Raw genomic sequence first — 20,078 nt, forward strand, 5'->3', positions numbered from 1 at the left:
GTTCCACGGGGGATGTATGGCGCGCGCGGGCCGTCCGATGCTTGGCGCGTCGCCGCTACCAGACGCGCAGTCCCGGCACCGGGGTGAACCGGGTCAGCAGGTCCACCAGGGTGGGCACGTATCCCAGCGCGGCCAGCCCCACCGCGGCACCCACCCAGAGTCGCCACCGCTCGAACCAGAAGGGCGCGTGCTCCGGCCCCGACACGGCCTCAGCCTCGGGCACCTCCACCTGGGCCGGCTCCCGGGAGAAGAAGAGGGTGGCCACGATCTGCACGAGGTACAGGTAGAGGCTGACGGCCAGGATCACGCCGCCGACGCCCACCAGGACGGAGGGGAGGGCCCAATCGGGGCGCAGCTGGGCGTAGGTGGCGGCGCCCAGCATGGTCCGCCGGGGGGCGCCCAAGAGACCCAGCCAGTGCATGCCCCGCCCGAAGATGAGCATCCCGATGAACCACGTCCAGGCCTGTACCAGGGCCGCCTTGGGACTCCAGAGGCGTCGGCCCGTCAGGTAGGGGATGAGCCAGTAGGAGATGCCCATGAACGTGAGGGTGACCCCCGAGCCCACCGTCAAGTGGAAGTGGCCGGGCACCCAGGCCGTGTTGTGCACCATCAGGTTGAGGTTGTACGAGGCGTTGATGATGCCGCTGATGCCGCCCAGCGCGAAGAGGATCATGGCGAACAGCTGGGCGGCCACCGAAGGATCGCGCCACGGCAGCCGGAAGAACCAGTCGAACCAGCCCCGCGCTCCTCGGGCCCGTCCCGCGTTCTCCAGCGAGGCCAGCAGGGTGAAGGCCGTCATGGCGCTGGGGAAGAAGACGACGAAGGTGAGGGCCGCGTGCACCATCTTCCACCCCTGGGCGATGCCCGGGTCGGTGAACTGGTGGTGCAGCCCCACCGGGATGGAGAAGGGGATGAACAGGAGCAGCGCCAGCCGAGCCAGCGGGTCGCTGAAGAGCTTGCCGCCGGCCTGCTTGGGCACCATGCTGTACCATGACACGTAAGCCGGCAGGAGCCAGAAGTAGACGATGGGGTGACCCGTGAACCAGAAGAAGGCCCGCGCCAGCACCGGGTCGGTGCCCTCCACGGTGCCCAGCGACATGGGGATCAGCATCAGCAGCGACTCGACCGCCAGCCCGACGCTCGCCAGATCCCACATGACGAAGGTAACCAGCGCCCCGAAGGCGCCCAGCGGGGTGCGCTCCGTGGGATGCTCACGGCGCCACTGTCGCCAGGTCAGGAAGAGGTTGGCCGAGACCAGCCACGTACCCACGACCAGCAAGGTGAGCCCGAAGTAGTACGCCGGGTGGCCCTTGAGGGGTGGGTAGGAGGTGAAGAGCACCGTGGCCTGGTTGGTCAGCATGGCCCAGCCGGCCATGACGACTCCCACCGTCATCAGGCCCCAGGCGAGCCAGCCCAGGCGCAAGCTGTACAACGGTCGCCTCAGCGTGGCCGAGGTGACGAACGTCAAGAAGCCGCTGATGAAGAACGTCGTCCAGACCAGGACGTTGAGCACGCCGTGCAGGCTCAGGCCCTGGTAGTAAGAGGCCAGGAATGGCACATAGCGATACAGGTCGATCCCCATGTGCTCGAGGGCTTGCAACGGCCCCATGGACGCTCCCAGCGCCAGGGCGCCCACCGCGACGTAGAGGTGCCAGCTCACCAGTCGGCGTTGGGCGAGGCTCATCGTCACCATGTCCATCCCCTCACTCGACGATGATGCGGCCGTACATGGTGTGGTGGTTGACGCCGCAGTACTCGTGGCAGACGAAGAGATAGGTGTCCGGGCGGGTGAACGTGTGGGTCACCCTGGCGACCTGGCCCGGGATGACCATGGTGTTGACCGGGGTGTCGAGGATGCGAAAGCCGTGGACGACGTCCCGGCTCGTCAGGGTGAAGGTCACCGTGGAGCCGGCGGGCACCCGGATCTCGTTGGGCGAGTAGGCCCAGATGAAGGCGACGATGGTCGCCTCGTAGCGTCCGGGCCCCAGCTCCCGCAGACCCGGCCGGTCGAACGGCGGGGTGCTGGCCAGGGCTCGGGGATCGACCTGCCCGTCGATGCCCGGCACCTGGATGCCCGCTCCCAGGACGGAGCCCATCACCGCCACGAACAAGACGGCCAGCGTCACCGCCGTCAGGACCATCCACCGCCGCTCGTAACGGTCGATCTGCACCGGAGCGCCTCCCTTCAGGGCATCGCGTGCGCGGCGCGCAGCAACGAGAAGTACATGTAGCCCCAGGCCGCCGCGATGACGGCCAGGTAGAGCAGTGTGGCGGCCATGGCCCCTCGTGGCCGCTCATGGGCCTCCGTCTCGGCGACGGGATGCGCCGGCGGGATGTCTCGGGCCTCGGTCGCCTCTGCCGGCACCCTCCTGGCCGGGTGGCCGGTGGGCTGGACAGCCATCTTGTCAATCGCCCCCTCTTGCACGACTCGTCGGGTTACCGCACCGGATAGCAGGCGAACCAATGGGCCGCGGCGTAAGCGAGGCGGGCCGCTCCCCGGGCCGCCGCCTCCCGCTGGAGCAGGGCCAGGTCCGCCGCGACGGTGGCGACGTCGAGCTGCGGGCCCCGGTACACCGCCCTGATCTCGCCGGCCGCGTCAACGAGGACGTAGCGGCTGTCGTAGTTGCCCGGCGGCGTCTCGTAGTAGACGCCGAAGCCGGTGCCGACCACCAGTTTGACGGCCAGTCCCGCCCCGGTCAGGAGGAGCCAGCGCTGCGGGTCGACCCCGACCCGCTCGGCCCAGGCCTTGAGGCGCGCCGGGGTGTCGCGCTCCGGATCGAGGGTGATGGTGACCAGCAACGGCGTGGGGGAGGCCGCATCCGGCGATCCCCGTGACCACCGATCCTGTAGAGCCAGCAGGTGACGCGTCATGACGCTGCCCACCCGGTCGTCGGCGGAGGTGGTGAAGAAGCTGTAGAGCACGGGGCGCCCCCGCATCTGCTCGTGGGTGACGGCCCGTCCGTCGGCGTCGACGAGCCGGAAGATGGGGGCGGGGCCCAGGCGGGGCAACACCTTGACGGGCTTCGCGACGGCGAAGCCGACGACCGCCAGGGGGACCACGAGAAGACCGCCCCAGGCCCACCGCCCGGTGCGCCCCAGCTTGCCTGCCACCGGAATCGTAATGGCTCCCATTACATCTTCATTCAACTCCGGTGGCGAAGCCGCGCCAATGACGCAATCGGTTGATACGGAGTCGCCCGGGGGTGCGACCTGTGGGGGTACTTTCGTCGGTTACTTTTGTCCCTGCGGGGGTGGTGCGGTCAGGTGGCCCTGGCGCCAGGCCTTGGTGGCCGCCTCGGCGCGGTTTCTGGCGTGGAGCTTGTCGAGGGCGTGGCGCAGATGGGTCTTGACCGTGTGCACCGATAGGTGGAGCCGCTCGGCGATCTCCCGGTTGGTCAGCCCCTCGCTGGCCAGTCGGAGCACCTCCACCTCACGCTCCGTCAGGGCGGATGGCTCCTGGGGGGCCGCGTCCTTTCGGACCATCTCCTGCAGCAGCCGCGCCGCCAGTTGGGGCGAGAGCACCGCCTCGCCACGATGCACCTGCCGGATGGCCTCCAGCAGCTGCTCCTCGTGGACGCTCTTGAGCAGGTAGCCCCGGGCGCCCGCCTTGATGGCTCCGAAGAGATCCTCGTCCCGCTCGGAGACGGTGAGCATGACGACTCGCACGTCGGGCACCACCTCCCGCACGGCGCGGGTCGCGGCCACCCCGTCCGTGCCCGGCATCTTGACGTCCATCAGGATCACGTCGGGACGGTGCAGCCGGGCCTGCTCGACCGCCTCCTGCCCGTCGGCGGCCAGCCCGACCACCTCCATGTCGTCGTGGCTGGCCAGGATCCGCCGCAGCCCCTCGCGGAAGAGGCGGTGATCATCCACGACCAGGACCCGTATGGGAGGCATCGGAGGGGGCACCTCCTCTCACGGCGCTCGTGACGGCGGCTCGCTCGCGGCACGGCGCAGCGGCGCACGGCACCGGCAGGCGCAGCATCACGCGAGTGCCCCGTCCTGGCCCCGTCGCGATGGTGAGCTGGGCCCCGATGGTCTGCGCGCGCTCGCGCATGGCAACCAGGCCGTGATGTCCGGGCGCCTGGGTGCCGGCCGGATGGAAGCCCCTCCCGTCGTCGGCCACGCTCAGCTCGAGGTGGCCGGGGTCGGCCCGGAGCCTCACCTCGACCCGGGTCGCCTGACTGTGCTTGCGGACGTTGGCGAGCGCCTCCTGCACGATGCGCAACAGCTGCAGGTGCACGGCCGACGGCATCTCCGGCACGGGGCCCTCGATCTCCAGATGGGCGGCGATGGGCGTGCGCTGGCGGAAGGTCTCGACGACGCGGCGCAGGGAGGTCTGCAACCCTCCGCTCTCGCCCGTGCTCGCCCGGAGGTCCTCGATGGCCTCCCGCACGTCGAGGTACGCCTCCCTGAGCACCTCCACCATCTGCCGCAGCTCCTCGGAGGCCTGGTGCATCTCGCCATGCTCGACGAGCCGAAGGACGTGACTGGCTTGCAGCCCCAGGTAGCCCAGCGTCTGGGCCAGGGTGTCGTGCATCTCCCGGGAGAGGCGATAGCGCTCCTCCACTACCGCGGTCTCCCGGAGGCGATGGTAGAGCTGGGCGTTGCGCACAGCCAGGGCAAGTTGCGCACCCAGCGCCTCCAGCATCTCCGCCTGGTGCCGGGCCAGCTGGCCGTCGTGCGTCGATCCCAGCACGGCCACTCCCAGCACCTCACCTTCGGCCTCCAGCGGCACGGCTGCGACGGAGCGCAGGCCGTGGCGGCCTCGCATCCTGGGGATGACGACCGGGTGCCTGCGCTGCTGAGCCAGCCGGGCCAGGCTCATCGCCAGGGCGGCGGCGGGGGCGGCCATGTCGCCGAGGTGACGCTGCGCCGCCACCTCCCAGGCAGGCGGGTCGCCACGTCGTAGCAGCACGGCGCCGACCTCGGCACCCCATCCCTCGAGGAGGATGGCCAGGGCCCGGTCCAGCAGGCCGTGCACGTCGTCGGGCGCGCGACCGAGCTCCCGGCCGGCGTAGACCGCGGCCGCCAGGCGGGCGCGCAGCCGCGCCCCCTCCAGGGCAGGGGCCACCTCGGCCGCCAGGACGTCCAGCAGGTGCAGCCGGTCGGGTGGCGGGGGCTCGCCTGCCGGCAGGTAGGTGGCCAGCACTCCGACCCTGTCCTCCCCGATGGCGAAGGGCAGGCAGACCACCGAGCCGATGCCCTCCCGGGTCGCGAGAGGGCCGAGGCCGGTCAGCATGGGGCAACCCGCGTTGAGATTGGCCGTCAGGGGCTGGCAGGCCCTGCAGGCCTCCGAGACGAGCCCGCCCTCGACCACTCGCCGGAGCCTGGCCGTGGCGGCGTCGCTGAGGCTCCACGTCACCTCGAGGCCGGGCCGCCCCGTCTCCGGGTCGAAGGAGACCGCGGCCGCCCCACGGGCCCCGACGAGCTCGACGGGCACGCGTGCAGCCAGGGCCAGGACCTCCTGCACGTCCAGCGCTCCGGCGGCTCGCTTGCCGAACTCGTGCAGCACCACCAGCCTGCGCTGTTGCTCCTTGAGGTCCGCGTAAGCCTGTCGCAGCTCCTCCTCCGCCCGCTCGCGCTCGGCCAGGGCATCCAGCAGGCGTCGCAGGCCCAGCCAGGCCCCGACGACGCCGGTGGTGCCGTACGCGACGAGCTGAGCCAGGCCGTGCCACTCGGGGGATAGATGCCGGAGGACCACACCGAGCCACGCCTGGTGCAGGGCAGCCAGGCCCAGCACGGCCAGGGGCAGCGCCCACAGGATCTCCCGCCCGTAGCGGGCGATGGAGCGCCTGCTTCTCATGGTCAACGTCCGCCCGCAGGTCCGTGGGTGCCGCGCTCGACGACGGCGAGCACCTCCCGAAGGTCCCGGATCACCAGGTCGGGCGGGGGTCCATCGTAGGGAGCGAAGTCGCCCGACGGCGACGGCCGGGGCCTCCCATCGTCCGGGCGCTGGACCAGGACCGCGCCCATGCCAGCGGCCTTGGCTCCGGCCACGTCGGCGTGGGGGTTGTCACCCACGTACCAGGCCTCGCCCGGCGCCACTCCCAGCTGGCTCAGGGCCACATCGAAGAGCAGACGGTGAGGCTTGATCAGGCCCACCTCGGAGGAGAGCACGACCGACTCGAACGGTCGGAGCAACCCCAGCACGTCCAGGTGTTCGCGGACGATGGGGCCGCTGATCCAGATGTTGGAGATCAGCCCGAGCCGCACGCCCGCGCCGGAGAGCTGTGCCAGCACCTCGCCCACCTCGGGAAAGACGCGCCGGATGGCCAGCCGGGGCGTCGCCCACGCCCGCTCGAGCCCGTTGAGCGCTGCCTCGGAGACGTCGATGCCGACGCGATGGAGCGTCCTTCGCAGGACGTCGAGTGCCCGCATCTCCAGGAGGCGGGGAGCCGTCCGGGCCTGGTACTCTCGGACCGCCTGCTCGAAGGCCTCCAACAGGCGGTCCTGCGAGGGCGGCGAGCCGCTCAGGCGAGTGCCGTCGGCCAGGGGACGGGCCAGGGCGTCCCGCAAGGCGCCGATGCTGGCCCGATCCACCTCCTCCCACGAGGGGACGGGAAAACCCACCAGGGTGTCGCCGACGTCGAACAGGATCGCGCAGGTGCGTCGCATGACGGGCCCCTGGCCCATTATAAGGGCAGGCGCGCCGCCGGTGCTGGGACGACGGGCGCGTCGCCGGCCGGCCCGCGCACCTGGCAGGCGCCATGGTCGAGGCGTGTCATCCGGCAGGCGCCGGCTCGTCGAGCGGCGTATCAGGCGGGAGCGGGACGGTGGGGTCCCTCCCACCCCTGCCAGGGTCCGGGAGGGGATGACGCGACGGCGGTGGGCGCGGCGGTCGAGCCGCCGGCCAGGGCCGGGAGGGCGGGGCGTGCCGGCACGCCGGGTCCGGTAGGCGCCCGCATCCAGCACCTGGTCGGCGCGGACCCGGCGCGGGTGCGCGGCTTCGTCCTGCTGTGGGCGGCCACCCTGGGCCTGATGGGTGCCTGGGGCTGGACCATGCCCCTGGTGGCCATCTATCTCCGCGACGCCGGCATGAGCCTCGGCCTCATCGGCACGACGCAGGCCCTCACGGGACTGCTCACCTTCCTTTCCCAGGCGCCCGTAGGTCACCTGTCGGACCGGGCCGGCCGCCGTCGCACCCCGATGGTCGGGGCCATCGCCGTGACGGCCATCTTGCACGGGGCCATCGCCCTCACCCGACATCCGCTCCTGCTCGCCGCTGCCGTGGCCATAGCGGGGGTGGCCACCGCCGCCTACATAACGATGATGTTCGCCAGCGCCAGCGGCCTGGCCCGTCCCGAGGCGTCGGGCAGGGCCTTCAGCACCTATCGGGTGAGCGGCTCCATCGGGTGGGTGCTCACCTCGCTGTCGCTCGGATGGATGCTGGGCAGCATCGGGGCGCGGGGCGCCTTCGTGCTATCGGCCATGATGCACGCCCTGGTCGGGATCGTGTTGTGGCGAGGGCTTCCCGAACTGGGGGGCGACCACGGCGTCAGGGGGGCACGGGGGCGCGGCGTCGACCCGGCTGGAGGGCATCCAGCAGCTTTGCCCGGGCCGGCCGACGTGCTGCGGATGGCCGACGTGACCCTCTTCTTGCTGGGCATCGCGCTGGTGACGCTGGCCATGCAGATGGGAGCCCTCTACTTCCCGCTCTACACCCGGGCAGAGCTCGGCGCCTCCGACGCCCTTTTCGGCGTGCTGATGGCCCTGCCGGCTTCCCTGGAGGTGCCCTTCATGCTGTGGCTGGGGCGGGCGTCGGACCGGCGTGGCGTCCACGGGCTGCTGGTGGCCGGGGCGTCGGTCGGTGCCGCCCGATGGGCACTGGTCACCCTGGCGCCCGGGCCGCTTCACCTGTTGCCGTTGCAGGCGCTGCAGGCCTTCGCCTTCTCCTCCATGGAGGTGCTGGGCGTCAGCTTCGTAGCGCGGCGCCTCGATCCGGCCATCCGGGGCACCGCCGTCGGACTGCTGGTCTCGTTTCAGGGCCTGGGGCGCATCGTCGCCCCCCTGACGGGCGGCATGCTGGGCGAACTGTGGGGCCTTCGCACCGTCTTCGGGCTGGCCGGGCTGGCGTCGGCGGCAGGAGCGGCCCTCTTCGTGGCCTCCGCTGCGGTGCGGCGCGGGCGCACCGGTCGGCCGGCCGACGTACCCGGCTGAGGGCGCGACGGGCCGCTCAGCCTTCGGCGGCAGGTCGCCAGCGCAAGAGCCGCAAGGCGTTGAAGGCGACGGCGACGGTGCTGGCCTCGTGGATGGCGACGGCCGGGCCGATGCCGGCGCGGCCCGAGACGGCCGCCGCGGCCAGGAGCACCATGACCCCGACCGCGACCAGGTGGTTTTGCTGGACCACCCGCCCGAGGGCTCTGCCCAGCCCCACGGCCTGAGGGATCAGCCGCAGGTCCTCGCCCAGCAAAGCGGCCGGCGCGGCCTCCAGCGCGGTGTCGGATCCGGCGGCTCCCATGGCGATCCCCACCCCGGCCGAGGCCAGGGCCGGCGCGTCGTTGACGCCGTCGCCCACCATGGCCGTCGGCCCGTGGCGCCTCTCGAGGGTCCGGATGGCCTCCACCTTGTCGGCAGGCAGCAGGGCGGCCAGCGCCTCGTCGGCCCCCACCTGCCGGGCCACCAGCTCCACCGTCTCGGGCCGGTCGCCGCTGAGGACCGCCACGTGCCGGATCCCCAACCGACGAAGGGTCCGGATCGCCTCCGTCGCCTCGGGTCGTACCGGGTCAGCCAGGCCGATGACGCCCACCAGCCGGCCGTGCACCGAGACGAAGAGGGAGGTCTCTCCCGGCCGGGTGACGGGAGCGCCGTCGCCGGGTGCCATCGCCGGCCGTGACGTGCCATCGGTGGCAAAGGCGAGGGTGCCGACTCGCACCCGCTGGCCCCGGATCCGGGCGTCGACCCCCTGACCCGGGACGTCCCGCACGGCGTGAGCCTCGAGGAGCGGGAGGCCCCGAGCCTTCGCGGCTCGTACCACGGCCCGCGCCAGCGGGTGGGTGGACGCGGCCTCGGCCGAGGCCGCCAGCGCCAGCACGGCGTCGGGCCCCGCCGGCCCGGCCCCCTCTACGGGTTGGATCCGGCGCACCTCGGGCCGCCCCAGGGTCAGCGTCCCGGTCTTGTCGAACGCGACGGCCCGCACCCGGCCCAGGCGCTCGAGATGGGAGCTGCCCTTGACGACCAGGCCCAACCGGGCGGCACGCGCCAGGGCGGCCACCCCCGCCACTGGCGCACCTATGGCCAGCGCGCAGGGCGAGGCCGCGACCAGCAGCGCCATGGCCCGATAGAGGGCCTCCTGCCAGCCGATCCACCCCACGAGCGGCGGCAGAGTCGCGACAGCTGCCGCGCCGGCCAGCACCACCGGCACCAGGATCGAGGCGCTGCGGGCGGCGAGCCGCTGAGCCGGGGAGGCCTGGGAGCGAGCCGCCTCCACCAGGCGCGCCATGCGGGCCAGCGTGGACTCCGAGGAGAGCCGGGACACCTCCACCTCCAGCACGCCGCTGCCGTTGACGGTGCCCGCGAAGACGGGGCTCCCCGGCGTCTTCTCGACCGGCTCGCTCTCGCCCGTGATGGCCGACTGATCGACGGCCGAGCGCCCCTCGAGCACCGTCCCGTCCACCGGGATCCGCTCGCCGGGTCGGACGCGCACCCGATCGCCCCGCCGCAGGGCCTCGACCGGCACCTCCTGCGCGGCGCCGCCCTCGATGCGGCTGGCCATCCGCGGCGCCATCGTGCCCAACGACCGGATGGCCGACCGGGCGCGGCCCTCGGCCAGGTGCTCCAGGCTGTGGGCGAGGCTGAAGAGGAGCAGCAGCACGGCCCCCTCCTCCAGCGCCCCGATGAAGACCGAGCCGACAGCGGCCAGCAGCATCAGCACGTGGACGTCGAGACGCTTACGCCAGGGCCGGCGAGCCAGCTCTCGCACGATGGGCCAGCCGGCCACGCCGTACGACGTCGCCCAGAGGGCCGTCGCCAGACCCGGCGCGGTGGGTAGCAATCGCTCCACCAGCCAGGCAGCCGCGGCCCCGAGAGCGGCGCCCAGCGTTTGGGCCAGGGCGGGATGCTCACGTCCCCACCGCAGCAGCCGGGTGCCCTCCTCGACCCGGTAGCCCAAGGCGTCGAGCCGCCGGCGAATGGCGCGCCGGCCGACCCTCGAGGGGTCGTACTCGATGGCGACGGTACGGGCGTCGAAGTCGACCATCACGGTGCCGATCCCGTCGAATCGGGCCATGACGTGCTCGACGGCGCGGGCGCACTCGGGGCAGTCCATCCCCTCCACCCGCAGTCGCTCGTGGCGGAAGCGGCGCAGGATGCGATCCGCGTGGCCGCGGGCGAGGGCGGCCACGCCCGCTCGCGTGAGGCGGTCGGTGTCGAACCGTACCGACAGGGCGGGCGCGTCTCCCTCGAGCTCCAGCTCGACCCGGTCGACCCCCGGGCTGCGGCGAAGCGCCTCGGCCAGGCGCTCCCCGCAGGCGTCTCGGGCCGGGACTCCCGGGAGGAGCTCCGCCAGGGGGAGCCGGACCCGTCCCGACGCGGGCGGTGGGGACGATGCCGACCGGACGTCGGGCGGAGCGAGGCTCTTGCTCATGCGGCACCCCCCGGCCAGCCGTGGCGCACATGCTCCAGCGCCTGTCGCAGCAAGGCGTGGACGTGCTCGTCATCGAGCCGGTAGTAGACGTGGCGCCCCTCGCGACGGCAGGTCACCACGCGCGAGACTCGCAGCTTCCGCAGGTGGTGGGAGACGGCCGGCTGCGACATCCGCATCGTCTCGGCGATGCGGTGCACGCACTGCTCCCCGTCGGCCAGCATCGAGAGGATGCGCAGTCGGGTGGGATCGGCCAGCACCTTGAAGAGCTCCACGGCGCGCGTCGCCGTCTCGACGTCGACGGGCGTCAGCTCTCGACGACCGTGCCGGATGGCCTGCGTGGCCAGCATGGTGATCACCCACAAACATATAAGCGGACGTTTATCTGTCGGCAGGATACGCCTCCGGCGCCGGGGCGTCAAGCACGTCCCGCGGCGGCGAGCTCGATGTGCTAGACTGCACCTGGCAGCGCGGGCCGTCGCGGGGACCGCGGACTCGGTGGGCGAGGAGCGTGAGAGGGACCGTGCAGGTTCGGCGTGGCCCGGCACTCGAGAGCCCCGTGCCGGTCGGGCTGGTGCAGGCCGTGGCCGTCGTCTCCTTCTTGGTGGTGCTGGTGGGTGGGGTCGTGCGGGTGACCGGCTCGGGCCTCGGCTGCCCCGATTGGCCCCTTTGCTACGGCAGCGTGGTGCCGCCGGTGGGAGGGGCCGCGCTCGTGGAGTTCTCGCATCGGGTGGTGGCCGGGCTCTTCATGCTCGGTACCTACTGGCTGGCCTGGCGCAGTCGTCCGGGGCGGGCCGGGGTGGCCCTGGCGGGCTCGACGGGGACCGTGCGCATCGCCCTGTCGCGCCTGGCCGCGGCGGCGGCGGTGCTGGTCACGCTCCAGGCGTTGCTGGGCGGGGCCAACGTCCTGACGGAGCTCGCACCCGGCGTGGGCGGCGCGCACCTGATCCTGGCCACCGTGGTGGTGGGGCTGACGGCGGCGGCGGTGGTGATGGCCCGCGCGGTGGCGGGCGGAGGGCACGGGAGGCTGCCCGCGGCGCGGACGTCCGTGAGCCTTGGCTTCACGGCCACGGCCGCGGTGCTGGCCATGGCCGTGGTCGGGATCGGGGCCTACGTCCGTGCCCTGGGCGCCTCGCTGGCCTGCACGGATTGGCCGTTGTGCGGCGGGTCGGTGTTGCCGCCGTCTGGGTGGCCCTTCTGGCTGCAGTGGAGCCACCGGGTGGCGGCGCTGGCCCTCGGCATGGCCATCGTCGTAGGGGTGCTGCGCAGCCGAGGCGCGACGGCGTGGTGGTCCGCGGGCCTGCTCTACGTCGTCCAGGTGGGGCTCGGGGCCGTGGCGGTGGTGTGGCAGCTCCCGGCTGCCGTGCGGGTCGCTCACCTGGGCGTCGCCACGCTGCTGGTGGCGCTGCTCTCGGCAGAGACGGCCCGGTGCTGGCTCGCCGAGGTCCATCGACCAGGGTCGGGCACGGCTCGCGCGTCGAGGGCGGTCAACCCGGGCCTCGACTCGGGTGCATGAAGGCGAAGGAGGGGGCCGACCGATGCAACGACAGGCGGTGAAGACCGATCGGGCACCCGCGGCCATCGGCCCGTACTCCCAGGCCGTGCGCTGCGGCAACCTCGTCTTCGTCTCGGGCCAGCTCGGGCTCGATCCGACGACCGGGCAGCTGGCCGAGACGGTGGAGGGTCAGGTGCGCCAGGCCCTCGCCAATCTGCGGGCCATCCTGGAGGAGGCCGGGGCCAGCCTGGGCAGCGTGGTCAAGACGACCCTCTTCTTGCGGTCCATGGAGGACTTCGCGCTGGTCAACCGCGTCTACGCGGAGTTCTTCTCCGAACCGGCACCGGCTCGTTCCACCGTGGAGGTGGCCGCCTTGCCCCGGGGTGCCGCCTTCGAGGTGGAGGCCATCGCCGTGGTGAGCCCCTGAGGACGCTCGGCATCCTTGAAGAACCACCAGTAGAGCGCTGTGGCCGCCACGTAACAGAGCGTGGTCAGGGTAAAGGCGGGCTCGAAGCCCCCACGCACCTGGAGCAGTCCGCTCACCAGCGGGCCCAGGCCCCCACGGCCCAGGCTGCCCAGCATGGCCTCCAGGCTGGAGAGGGTGGCTCGCCGGTGGGGGGCCACCAGCTCCAGGGCGAAGGCCATGGAGACGGGCCCCCCCATGTTCATGAGGGCGGAGCGCGCATAGTAGGCGACGGTGGCCCACCTCAGGTCGTACGAGAAGGTGAGCAGCAGGAGAAACGGGATGGATGCCAGCTGGGTCGCCACCACGGTCCGCACCTTGCCCATGCGGCGGGCCAAAAGCGGCGTGACCAGCGAGGCGACGGCGTTGAAGACGGACGTGAAGGCGAAGATGACGCCGATCTGACCGGGCTCCAGCCCGAAGCGCAGCCGGAAGAAGATCTGGAAGAACGTCACCATGACGCCGGCGCCGAAGCCGATGAGGGCGGCCGGCACCAGGATGCGGGCGAACAGCCCCGCCTCCTGGCGGTCGGGGAGCCATCCCGCACCCGCAAGACTCGAGAGGGCACGAGCGCGCCCCTTGGCACCCCAGGGCTCGGGAGGCAGCCGCAGGAGCGGCACGACGGCCAGCGTCGAGAGCAGGCCGGCCGCCAGCATGCCTGCCCTCAGGGGGCCGGTGGCCATGGGATCCGTGGCCAGCACGGCGGCGACCCGTTGAGGGATCTGCCCGGCCAGCAAGCTGCCCGCGAACCCGGCCGCCGTCATCAGGGCGAAGTTGACCGAGAGCAGCTCCATGCGGTTGGCCTCGTCGCTCTGGGATGCCAGGTAGGGCGTCCCGATGACCCAGGTGAGGGTGCCACCCATCCCCGACAGCGCCGCCCAGGCCAGGATGGCGCCTGGGGCGGCGGCCAGCGCGACGCCGATCCCGGACACGGCCGTGAGCGTCGAGCCCGCCAGCAGGAAGGCCCGGTAGCCGTACCGGTCCGCCAGGCCGCCCACCGGCAGCCCCAGCGCCATGGTGACGGCGGCCGGCAGGGCGTTGACCAATCCCATGAAGTCCTGGCGGTACCCCAGGCTGTAGAGGTAGAGGTTGAGCAGGAGCGTCACCATGCTCCAGGCCACGGAGCCCAGCATGGTGTGCCACAGGTAGAGCCGAGCGCCCGAGGAGAAGGAGCGAAAGGCTCGCCAGTAGTCGGTCAGCCCGCGGTTCACCCGGAGGCTTTCGGTCGGGGACCGGTCTCTTCCTGCCCGGAGGCCGCCGCGCGGCGCAGGTAAGGAAGCCAGCGTCTCATCTCTTGCAGGGCGCGGGGGCCTATGACGGGTCGGGCGGGCACCGTCAACTCGGCCGCGGTCTCGGCATCCGTGGCGCCGGGGCTGGCCTTATGCAACTGGCGTGGCCTGCGAGGGCGATCGTCGAGTCCCGGCCGTACGTACTCCTGCGGGGGAAAGGCGAAGATGGTGCGGGGCCTGGTGCCGGCGTCGGCCCCCGCTCGCCCTTCCCGGTAGATCCAGTAGGGGTAGTAACCCTCCTCGTCGAACCGCGGCCCCCATCCCTGGGTGTCCACCCGTTCGGGGTGATGGGCGTAGAAGTAGCCGTCCTCCTTGAGCTGCTGGGCCAGCCGCACCATGTCCACGTCGAAGGGCAGCTCGATTCTCACCTGGCCCTGCTCGACCCAGACGGGCACGGTCACGCCGTCGATCTCGACCGGCCACGGCTCGGCTCGCCGGCGAGGGGGCATGCCATCATCGCCTCCGGCCAGTAAACTGGCGGGGCGCGAGGCGGGCTATGTGGGGAGAGGGGTCCTGCAGCCCCAGCCGGGCGCCAGCGGCGGTGAGGCAGGGTGGCGGAGGGCGATGCAGGGCTGCGATCCGCATCTGCGTCGCTCTGCCCGACGGGACTCGCGCGGTGGAGCCCGTCGAGGCCCCGGGCGTGGCGCGCCTGCGCCTCTATCACCAACCCGGCTCGCAGCAGGTGACCCGGGGGCGCGTTGCGTAGTCCTCGATGGCTGTAGCGTGGCCGTCTCGCCCCCCCATAAACCGGCCGGCCTCCCGCACCTGGCGGGAGGCTGACGGCGGTCATGACCGACCTGGATCGTTACCCACCCGAGGTGCGCCTGCTGGCCGAGATGGTCCGGCTGGGCGACTCGGCGCGCCGACTGCTGGCGCAGGCCCATCTGCTCGGCGTGACCGGGCGAGAAGCGCTCCACCGCATGGCACCGGAGCCCGACGAGGAGCGAGATGCCACCCCATCGGTGGCGCGCCTGCTCATCGCGTACTGGGCGGGTCGCCCGCCTCTGGCAAGCCTTACGCGCTACGGCGAGACCATCGACCCGACCTGCGCCCAGGGCCGGTGGGAGTTACTGGCGCTGGCCGTGCTGCTGGGCGCGCCTGTGCCCCGGGATGCGGCCGAGGCCACCTTCTGCCAGCTACGCGCGCAGGGTCTGCTGGACCTGACCGCGGCCGCCCGGTCAGCACCGGAGTGGGCGGAGGCGGTGGAGGAGGTGATGACCCGCTCCTACAGGGGCCGGGTCGACCGAGGGCTCCAGCGTCGCCGCCTCGCCGCGGCGGCGCAGGGGGTGCAGACTCGGTGGGCGGGGGATCTCGACGGTGTCTGGGAGGCGGCCGGGCGAGACGCGGGACGAGCGGTCACCCTGCTGCGGGAGGGCATCGGGGGCATCGACCGCATGGCGGCGTGGCTCGTGCGCGAGATGGGCAGGCTGGGGGTATGGCCGGGGGCCCACCGGCATGCCGCCGCCTTCTTCGCAGACCCCTTCTTGCGGGAGGCCGCCGTCAACCTGGGCCTGGTGACGCCTGCCCAGGCGAGCGGCTCCCGGCCGCATCTGGAGCGACGGCTCCGGGACGTGGTGAGCCGGCACTTCGCCGGAGACAGTACGGTGCTGTCCAGCCACGGGCGAGCCTTCTGCCATGCCCGCAACCCTGCGGTCTGCTTGAGCCGCTGTCCGGTCAGCCGGTATTGTAGGGCGTGGGATGGGGGGCACACGTCGGACACCGGCGAAGAGGCCGGAGGGAGTTCGACAGGTTCGTAGCGAACCTGCGGAAGGCGTCGCAGCCTTTGGCGGCGAGGCTCTCCCGCCGGCCTCCGCTATGGGAGGCGGGTCGAGTCCGACCGGCATTCGCCGGTGTCCGGTCGGTATTGTGTCCCGATGGGGCAAGGTTAATCACGACGAGTCGAGCCTCCCGATGGCCAGATGGTGGAGGGAATGGTCGTCGCATGCCGGCGCTGGCAGTGGTCGGGACCCAGTGGGGCGACGAGGGTAAGGGCAAGATCGTCGGGTACCTGGCGGGGCGGGCCGAGGTGGTGGCGCGTTTCGGCGGGGGGGCCAACGCGGGCCATACGGTGGTCAAGGGCGGCCAGGAGTACAAGCTCCACCAGCTGCCGTCGGGCGTGCTCTTCGAGGGCTGCACGGCTGTGGTCGGCAACGGGGCGGTGGTGGACCCGCCCCGCCTGCTGGAGGAGCTGGCCGATCTCCAGCGCCGGGGCACGCCGACCGGCCGGTTGCTCTTGAGCGAGCGGGCGCACGTCGTCATGCCCTACCACCATCTGCTGGACCGCCTCGAGGAGGAGGCGCGCGGTGCCGGCTCCATCGGGACGACGGGGCTCGGCATCGGGCCGGCGTACACCGACAAGTCCAGCCGCGATGGCGTACGCCTGGGAGAGCTGGCGGACCGCGACGGACTCGCTCGCCGACTGCGGGAGGTCCTCCCCCGCAAGAACCGGCTGCTGCAGGAGCTGTACGGCCAGCCACCCCTTGACGTCGACGAGCTGGTCGAGCGATATGCCGCCTACGGGCAGGCGTTGCGCCCCTTCATCGCTGACACCGGCCGCTTCGTGCGGCAGGCGCTCAGTGACGGCCGTCGGGTGCTCCTCGAGGCTGCGCAGGGCACACTGCTTGACATCGACTTCGGCACCTACCCGTACGTCACGTCGTCGGGCACCACGGCCGCCGCCGCTCCCCAGGGCCTGGGCATCCCCCCGTGGGCCGTGCGGGGGGCCATCGGCGTGATGAAGGCCTACGCCACCCGGGTCGGGCACGGGCCCTTCCCCACCGAGCAGCGCAACGAGGTCGGCGACTACCTGCGGGAGCGGGGACGGGAGTACGGCACCACCACCGGCCGGCCCCGACGCTGCGGCTGGCTGGACCTGGTCATCGTCCGGTGGGCGGCGGAGGTGGGGGGGCTCACGGGGCTGGCGGTGACGCTGCTCGACGTCTTGAGCGGGCTGCCCGAGGTGCGCATCGGGGTCGCCTACCGCACCGTCGGTGGCGAGCGGCTCGAGCGGCTACCGGCCCGGCTCGACCAGCTCGAGGCGTGCCAGGTGGAGTACGAGACGCTGCCGGGCTGGGGGGAGGATCTCTCGGGCTGCCGGCGCTGGGAGGACCTACCGGCCAATGCCCGCCGCTACCTGGAGCGCATCGAGACCCTCACGGGGTTGCCCGTGCAGCTGGTCTCGGTGGGGCGCGCACAGGAGCAGACGGTCGAGCGAGCCGATCCCTTCGCCGGCCTCTGAGGGCGTCGGCCCGCTCCTCCGCCTGGTGGTCCTGAGTGTCGAGCGGGTTTGACGGCTCCCCATCGCGCGCATTATAGTTAGGTCCACGAAATGTTAGGTGGGCGCAATGACGGAGCGTCAAAGCACGGCGACGCTGGCGTCGGATGCCGCGACCCCGGAGGCGTGTGCCCGGGAGGTCATGGAGACCGTCCCGCAGGTGATGCGAGCCATCCGGGCCGAGATGCGCCGCCATGCCGATCCCCAGCTGTCGGTGCCCCAGTTTCGCCTCCTGGCCTACCTGGGACGAAGTCCGGGAGCGTCGCTGGGCGACGTCGCCGCTCATCTGGGGGTCACCAACCCTACGGCGTCGGCCATGGTCGAGCGGCTGGTGCGCCGGGGCCTGGTCGAGCGCAAGGCGCATCCCGACGAACGGCGACGCGTGGCGCTTCGCCTGACCGCGCTGGGGTCGGCCCGCCTCGACCAGGCCCGGCGTCTCACCCGTCAGCATCTGGCCGGCCTGCTGGCGCGACTCTCCGACCGGCAGCGCCTCTGCCTGCAGGAGGGCCTTCGCGCGCTCCGAGGCGCCCTGGGTGCGGGAGCAGGGGGGCGGGTCGAGTCGTGACGACGACGGGCGGCCAGACCGTACCGGCCATCGAGACCTTCGGCCTGGTGCGACGCTTCGGCTCGCTGGTGGCGGTGGACCGGGTCTCCCTGTCCGTGCGGACGGGCTCCATCTTCGGGCTGCTGGGCCCCAACGGAGCCGGCAAGAGCACGACCATCAAGATGCTGACGACCTTGCTGCCTCCCACCGAGGGAGGGGCCAAGGTCGCGGGCTTCGATGTGGTGCGCAGGCCGAGAGAGGTGCGCCGGCGCATCGGCTACGTGCCCCAGCTGCTGTCCGCCGATGGCGCGCTGACCGGCTACGAAAACCTGCTCATCTTCGCCAAGCTCTACGGCGTGCCTCGCTCCCAGCGAGAGCCCCGCATCTGGCAGGCCCTGGCGCTCATGGGACTCGCCGACGCGGCTCATGCCCTGGTGCGGCAGTACTCGGGCGGCATGATCCGGCGACTCGAGATCGCCCAGGCCGTGCTGCACCGGCCGGCCGTGCTCTTCATGGACGAGCCGACGGTGGGCCTCGATCCCGTGGCCAGGCGGGCGGTGTGGGAGCACGTGCGACAGTTGCGCCAGCACTTCGGGGCCACCATCCTCTTGACCACGCACTACATGGATGAGGCCGACGAGCTGTGCGACGAGGTGGCCATCATGCACCGGGGGCGGGTGGCGGCGGTGGGCACGCCAGCCGAGCTCAAGGCGGCCATCGGGCCCGAGGCGACCCTGGACGACGTCTTCGTGCACCACACGGGGAGCTCCATCGAGACGGGAGGCAGTTACCGCGATGCCCTTCGGACACGGCGGACGGCCCGGCGGCTGGGCTGAGGCGACGAGCGCCTCCGCGGAACCGGATCGGGTGCTCGCATCGGGCGTCGATGGCGCCGGCGCGCGCCCGGCGGCAGGCCTCCTGGTCGGGGCGGGGCGGGCCGTGGGCGAGTTCGTGCGGCAGGTGCTGGCCGTCGCCGAGGCCGAGGTACGCAAGCTGCGCCACGACCCGGTGGAGCTCTTGACCCGTGCCGTGCAGCCGACGCTGTGGCTGGTGGTCTTCGGTCAGGTGATGGCTCGGGTGCGAGCGATCCCGACGGGCGACTTGAGCTACCTCGACTTCATGGCTCCGGGGGTGCTCGCGCAGAGCGTGCTGTTCATCGCGATCTTCTACGGCATCTCCCTCATCTGGGAGCGGGACCTGGGCGTCTTGCACAAGTACATGGTCAGCCCTGCCTACCGCGGCGCGCTGGTCACCGGCAAGGCCCTCTCGGCAGGGATACGGGGCCTGACCCAGGCCATCATCGTCTACCTGCTGGCCGTCGCCATGGGCGTCCGGGTGCGGCTGACACCGGTGGCCGTCGGCGGGGTGTTGCTCTCCATCCTGATGGGGGCGGCCATCTTCTCGACCCTCTCGCTGGTCGTGGCCTGCCTCGTCAAGAGCCGGGAGCGGTTCATGGGCATCGGGCAGGTGCTGACCATGCCCCTGTTCTTCGCCAGCAATGCCATCTACCCGCTGTCGATCATGCCGCGGTGGCTCCAGTGGATCAGCCACGTCAATCCGCTCACCTACCAGGTGGATGCCCTGCGGGCCCTCATGATCCAGGGCGGGCAGGCGGCCATCGGGCTGGGCACCGACTTCGCGGTGCAGGCGGCGGTGCTGGTGGCGCTCCTGTGGGTGGCGGCCTGGCTCTACCCCGGCGCGGTGCAGTAGACGCAACGGCGCTCCGCAACAGGTAGCCCAACCATGCTGCTCGCTCGCTCCCACACCCAGAAACGACTCAAGCCCGAAAACACCGACGCTGGGTTCGCCTTGCGCCTCGGCCCGGGCCACGAGGCGGCGTGCGGGGTGTTCAAAGTCGTATTCCTCCGAGATCCCTATACTCCTGAGCGACTGCGGGCGCTGGGCCTACTCGACCAGCAAATCCGTGCCGTGCTCTATGCAAAGGAGAAAGGTGCCATCACCAACCGAGAGTATCGCGAGCTTGTGGGGGTAAAGGAACGGACGGCTACTGAAGACCTGGCAAGACTGGTAACAATGGGTATCCTGCAGAAGAGTGGTATCACCGGTCGAGGTATGCGCTACGTCATACGAAAGACGCAAAACCCGCACTAAACCCGCAGAAAAGGAGCAGAACCTGCAATGTTTGGGGGCGCGACACGGGCCAACTCGTGCCAAAAGGTGCCCGGTCGTCCGGCGGGACGAACACCGGAACGAACAGGTGAAGCAAAGCCCAAGGCCAAGCCGGAAAGTCAAGCTCTCGGAGCACGGTTACCGGTCATGGATGCCAGGAGTGCCCGGCACGTGGCCAGCGCAGGCGAATCAAGTGATGAGTAGCTGGAAGGCACTGGTAGCGCCAACGGGATTCGAACCCGTGTTTCCGCCTTGAAAGGGCGGCGTCCTAGGCCGGGCTAGACGATGGCGCCACCCGGTG

General features: G+C 71.8%; 20 protein-coding genes and 1 tRNA gene. 9 read left to right on the forward strand and 12 right to left on the reverse strand.

Annotated elements, in window-relative coordinates:
* Positions 1-55: 55 nt before the first annotated feature.
* From VLY81_RS03240 to VLY81_RS03270, 7 genes are all read right to left on the reverse strand, one after another.
* Positions 56-1,684 carry a b(o/a)3-type cytochrome-c oxidase subunit 1 gene (locus VLY81_RS03240; protein ID WP_324669591.1) on the reverse strand — a complete coding sequence of 543 codons (1,629 nt, stop codon included), beginning with the start codon at positions 1,682-1,684 and terminating at the stop codon, positions 56-58.
* Positions 1,685-1,703: 19 nt separating this feature from the next.
* The gene (locus VLY81_RS03245) at positions 1,704-2,171 is read right to left on the reverse strand and encodes a cytochrome c oxidase subunit II (RefSeq protein ID WP_324669592.1); all 468 of its coding nucleotides are present in this window, start codon (positions 2,169-2,171) and stop codon (positions 1,704-1,706) included.
* A gap of 14 nt (positions 2,172-2,185) precedes the next feature.
* Positions 2,186-2,401 carry a hypothetical protein gene (locus VLY81_RS03250; RefSeq protein WP_324669593.1) on the reverse strand — a complete coding sequence of 72 codons (216 nt, stop codon included), beginning with the start codon at positions 2,399-2,401 and terminating at the stop codon, positions 2,186-2,188.
* A gap of 35 nt (positions 2,402-2,436) precedes the next feature.
* Positions 2,437-3,111 carry an SCO family protein gene (locus VLY81_RS03255; RefSeq protein WP_324669594.1) on the reverse strand — a complete coding sequence of 225 codons (675 nt, stop codon included), beginning with the start codon at positions 3,109-3,111 and terminating at the stop codon, positions 2,437-2,439.
* A 120-nt stretch (positions 3,112-3,231) separates the two neighbouring features.
* Positions 3,232-3,897 carry a response regulator transcription factor gene (locus tag VLY81_RS03260; RefSeq protein WP_324669595.1) on the reverse strand — a complete coding sequence of 222 codons (666 nt, stop codon included), beginning with the start codon at positions 3,895-3,897 and terminating at the stop codon, positions 3,232-3,234.
* Entirely contained in the window at positions 3,866-5,806 is a 1,941-nt protein-coding gene (locus VLY81_RS03265) for a sensor histidine kinase (RefSeq protein ID WP_324669597.1), read from the reverse strand. The genes VLY81_RS03260 and VLY81_RS03265 overlap by 32 nt, the downstream gene beginning before the upstream one ends.
* 2 nt (positions 5,807-5,808) lie before the next feature.
* Positions 5,809-6,618 (reverse strand): HAD family hydrolase, encoded by an 810-nt coding sequence (locus VLY81_RS03270; RefSeq protein WP_324669598.1) that lies wholly within the window; start codon positions 6,616-6,618, stop codon positions 5,809-5,811.
* Positions 6,619-6,828: 210 nt separating this feature from the next.
* Between VLY81_RS03270 and VLY81_RS03275 the strand changes: the two genes are divergently transcribed.
* Positions 6,829-8,160, forward strand: a complete 1,332-nt coding sequence (locus tag VLY81_RS03275) for an MFS transporter (RefSeq protein ID WP_324669599.1) — start codon at positions 6,829-6,831, stop codon at positions 8,158-8,160.
* A gap of 16 nt (positions 8,161-8,176) precedes the next feature.
* On the opposite strand, the gene VLY81_RS03280 is transcribed toward VLY81_RS03275, so the two are convergent.
* The gene (locus VLY81_RS03280) at positions 8,177-10,585 is read right to left on the reverse strand and encodes a heavy metal translocating P-type ATPase (protein WP_324669600.1); all 2,409 of its coding nucleotides are present in this window, start codon (positions 10,583-10,585) and stop codon (positions 8,177-8,179) included.
* The gene (locus VLY81_RS03285) at positions 10,582-10,941 is read right to left on the reverse strand and encodes an ArsR/SmtB family transcription factor (RefSeq protein WP_324670325.1); all 360 of its coding nucleotides are present in this window, start codon (positions 10,939-10,941) and stop codon (positions 10,582-10,584) included. The genes VLY81_RS03280 and VLY81_RS03285 overlap by 4 nt, the downstream gene beginning before the upstream one ends.
* A gap of 164 nt (positions 10,942-11,105) precedes the next feature.
* On the opposite strand from VLY81_RS03285, the gene VLY81_RS03290 reads away from it, so the two are divergent.
* Entirely contained in the window at positions 11,106-12,098 is a 993-nt protein-coding gene (locus VLY81_RS03290; RefSeq protein WP_324669601.1) for a COX15/CtaA family protein, read from the forward strand.
* A gap of 22 nt (positions 12,099-12,120) precedes the next feature.
* Positions 12,121-12,504: a RidA family protein gene (locus tag VLY81_RS03295; protein ID WP_324669603.1), complete on the forward strand. Its 384-nt coding sequence runs from the start codon at positions 12,121-12,123 to the stop codon at positions 12,502-12,504.
* On the opposite strand, the gene VLY81_RS03300 is transcribed toward VLY81_RS03295, so the two are convergent.
* Entirely contained in the window at positions 12,393-13,751 is a 1,359-nt protein-coding gene (locus VLY81_RS03300; RefSeq protein ID WP_324669604.1) for an MFS transporter, read from the reverse strand. The two genes, VLY81_RS03295 and VLY81_RS03300, sit on opposite strands and share 112 nt — an antisense overlap.
* Positions 13,748-14,278, reverse strand: a complete 531-nt coding sequence (locus tag VLY81_RS03305; RefSeq protein WP_324669605.1) for a hypothetical protein — start codon at positions 14,276-14,278, stop codon at positions 13,748-13,750. The genes VLY81_RS03300 and VLY81_RS03305 overlap by 4 nt, the downstream gene beginning before the upstream one ends.
* Before the next feature lie 339 nt (positions 14,279-14,617).
* On the opposite strand from VLY81_RS03305, the gene VLY81_RS03310 reads away from it, so the two are divergent.
* From VLY81_RS03310 to VLY81_RS03335, 6 genes are all read left to right on the forward strand, one after another.
* On the forward strand, positions 14,618-15,586 hold the full coding sequence (locus VLY81_RS03310) for a hypothetical protein (RefSeq protein WP_324669606.1): 969 nt from the start codon (positions 14,618-14,620) through the stop codon (positions 15,584-15,586).
* A gap of 185 nt (positions 15,587-15,771) precedes the next feature.
* Complete coding sequence (locus VLY81_RS03315; RefSeq protein ID WP_324669607.1) at positions 15,772-17,067, forward strand: adenylosuccinate synthase; 1,296 nt, start codon at positions 15,772-15,774, stop codon at positions 17,065-17,067.
* 106 nt (positions 17,068-17,173) lie between these two features.
* Entirely contained in the window at positions 17,174-17,668 is a 495-nt protein-coding gene (locus tag VLY81_RS03320; protein WP_324669608.1) for a MarR family winged helix-turn-helix transcriptional regulator, read from the forward strand.
* On the forward strand, positions 17,665-18,483 hold the full coding sequence (locus VLY81_RS03325; RefSeq protein WP_324669609.1) for an ATP-binding cassette domain-containing protein: 819 nt from the start codon (positions 17,665-17,667) through the stop codon (positions 18,481-18,483). Before VLY81_RS03320 ends, VLY81_RS03325 begins: the two co-directional genes overlap by 4 nt.
* Positions 18,443-19,357: an ABC transporter permease gene (locus VLY81_RS03330; RefSeq protein ID WP_405001281.1), complete on the forward strand. Its 915-nt coding sequence runs from the start codon at positions 18,443-18,445 to the stop codon at positions 19,355-19,357. The genes VLY81_RS03325 and VLY81_RS03330 overlap by 41 nt, the downstream gene beginning before the upstream one ends.
* A gap of 33 nt (positions 19,358-19,390) precedes the next feature.
* Positions 19,391-19,759 carry a Fic family protein gene (locus tag VLY81_RS03335; RefSeq protein WP_324669611.1) on the forward strand — a complete coding sequence of 123 codons (369 nt, stop codon included), beginning with the start codon at positions 19,391-19,393 and terminating at the stop codon, positions 19,757-19,759.
* 233 nt (positions 19,760-19,992) lie between these two features.
* Here the strand turns inward: VLY81_RS03335 and VLY81_RS03340 are convergent.
* Positions 19,993-20,070, reverse strand: a tRNA-Glu gene (locus tag VLY81_RS03340).
* Positions 20,071-20,078 lie beyond the last annotated feature (8 nt).

It is taken from the genome of Limnochorda sp. LNt, from assembly GCF_035593265.1.
Lineage (GTDB): Bacteria > Bacillota > Limnochordia > Limnochordales > Geochordaceae > Geochorda > Geochorda subterranea.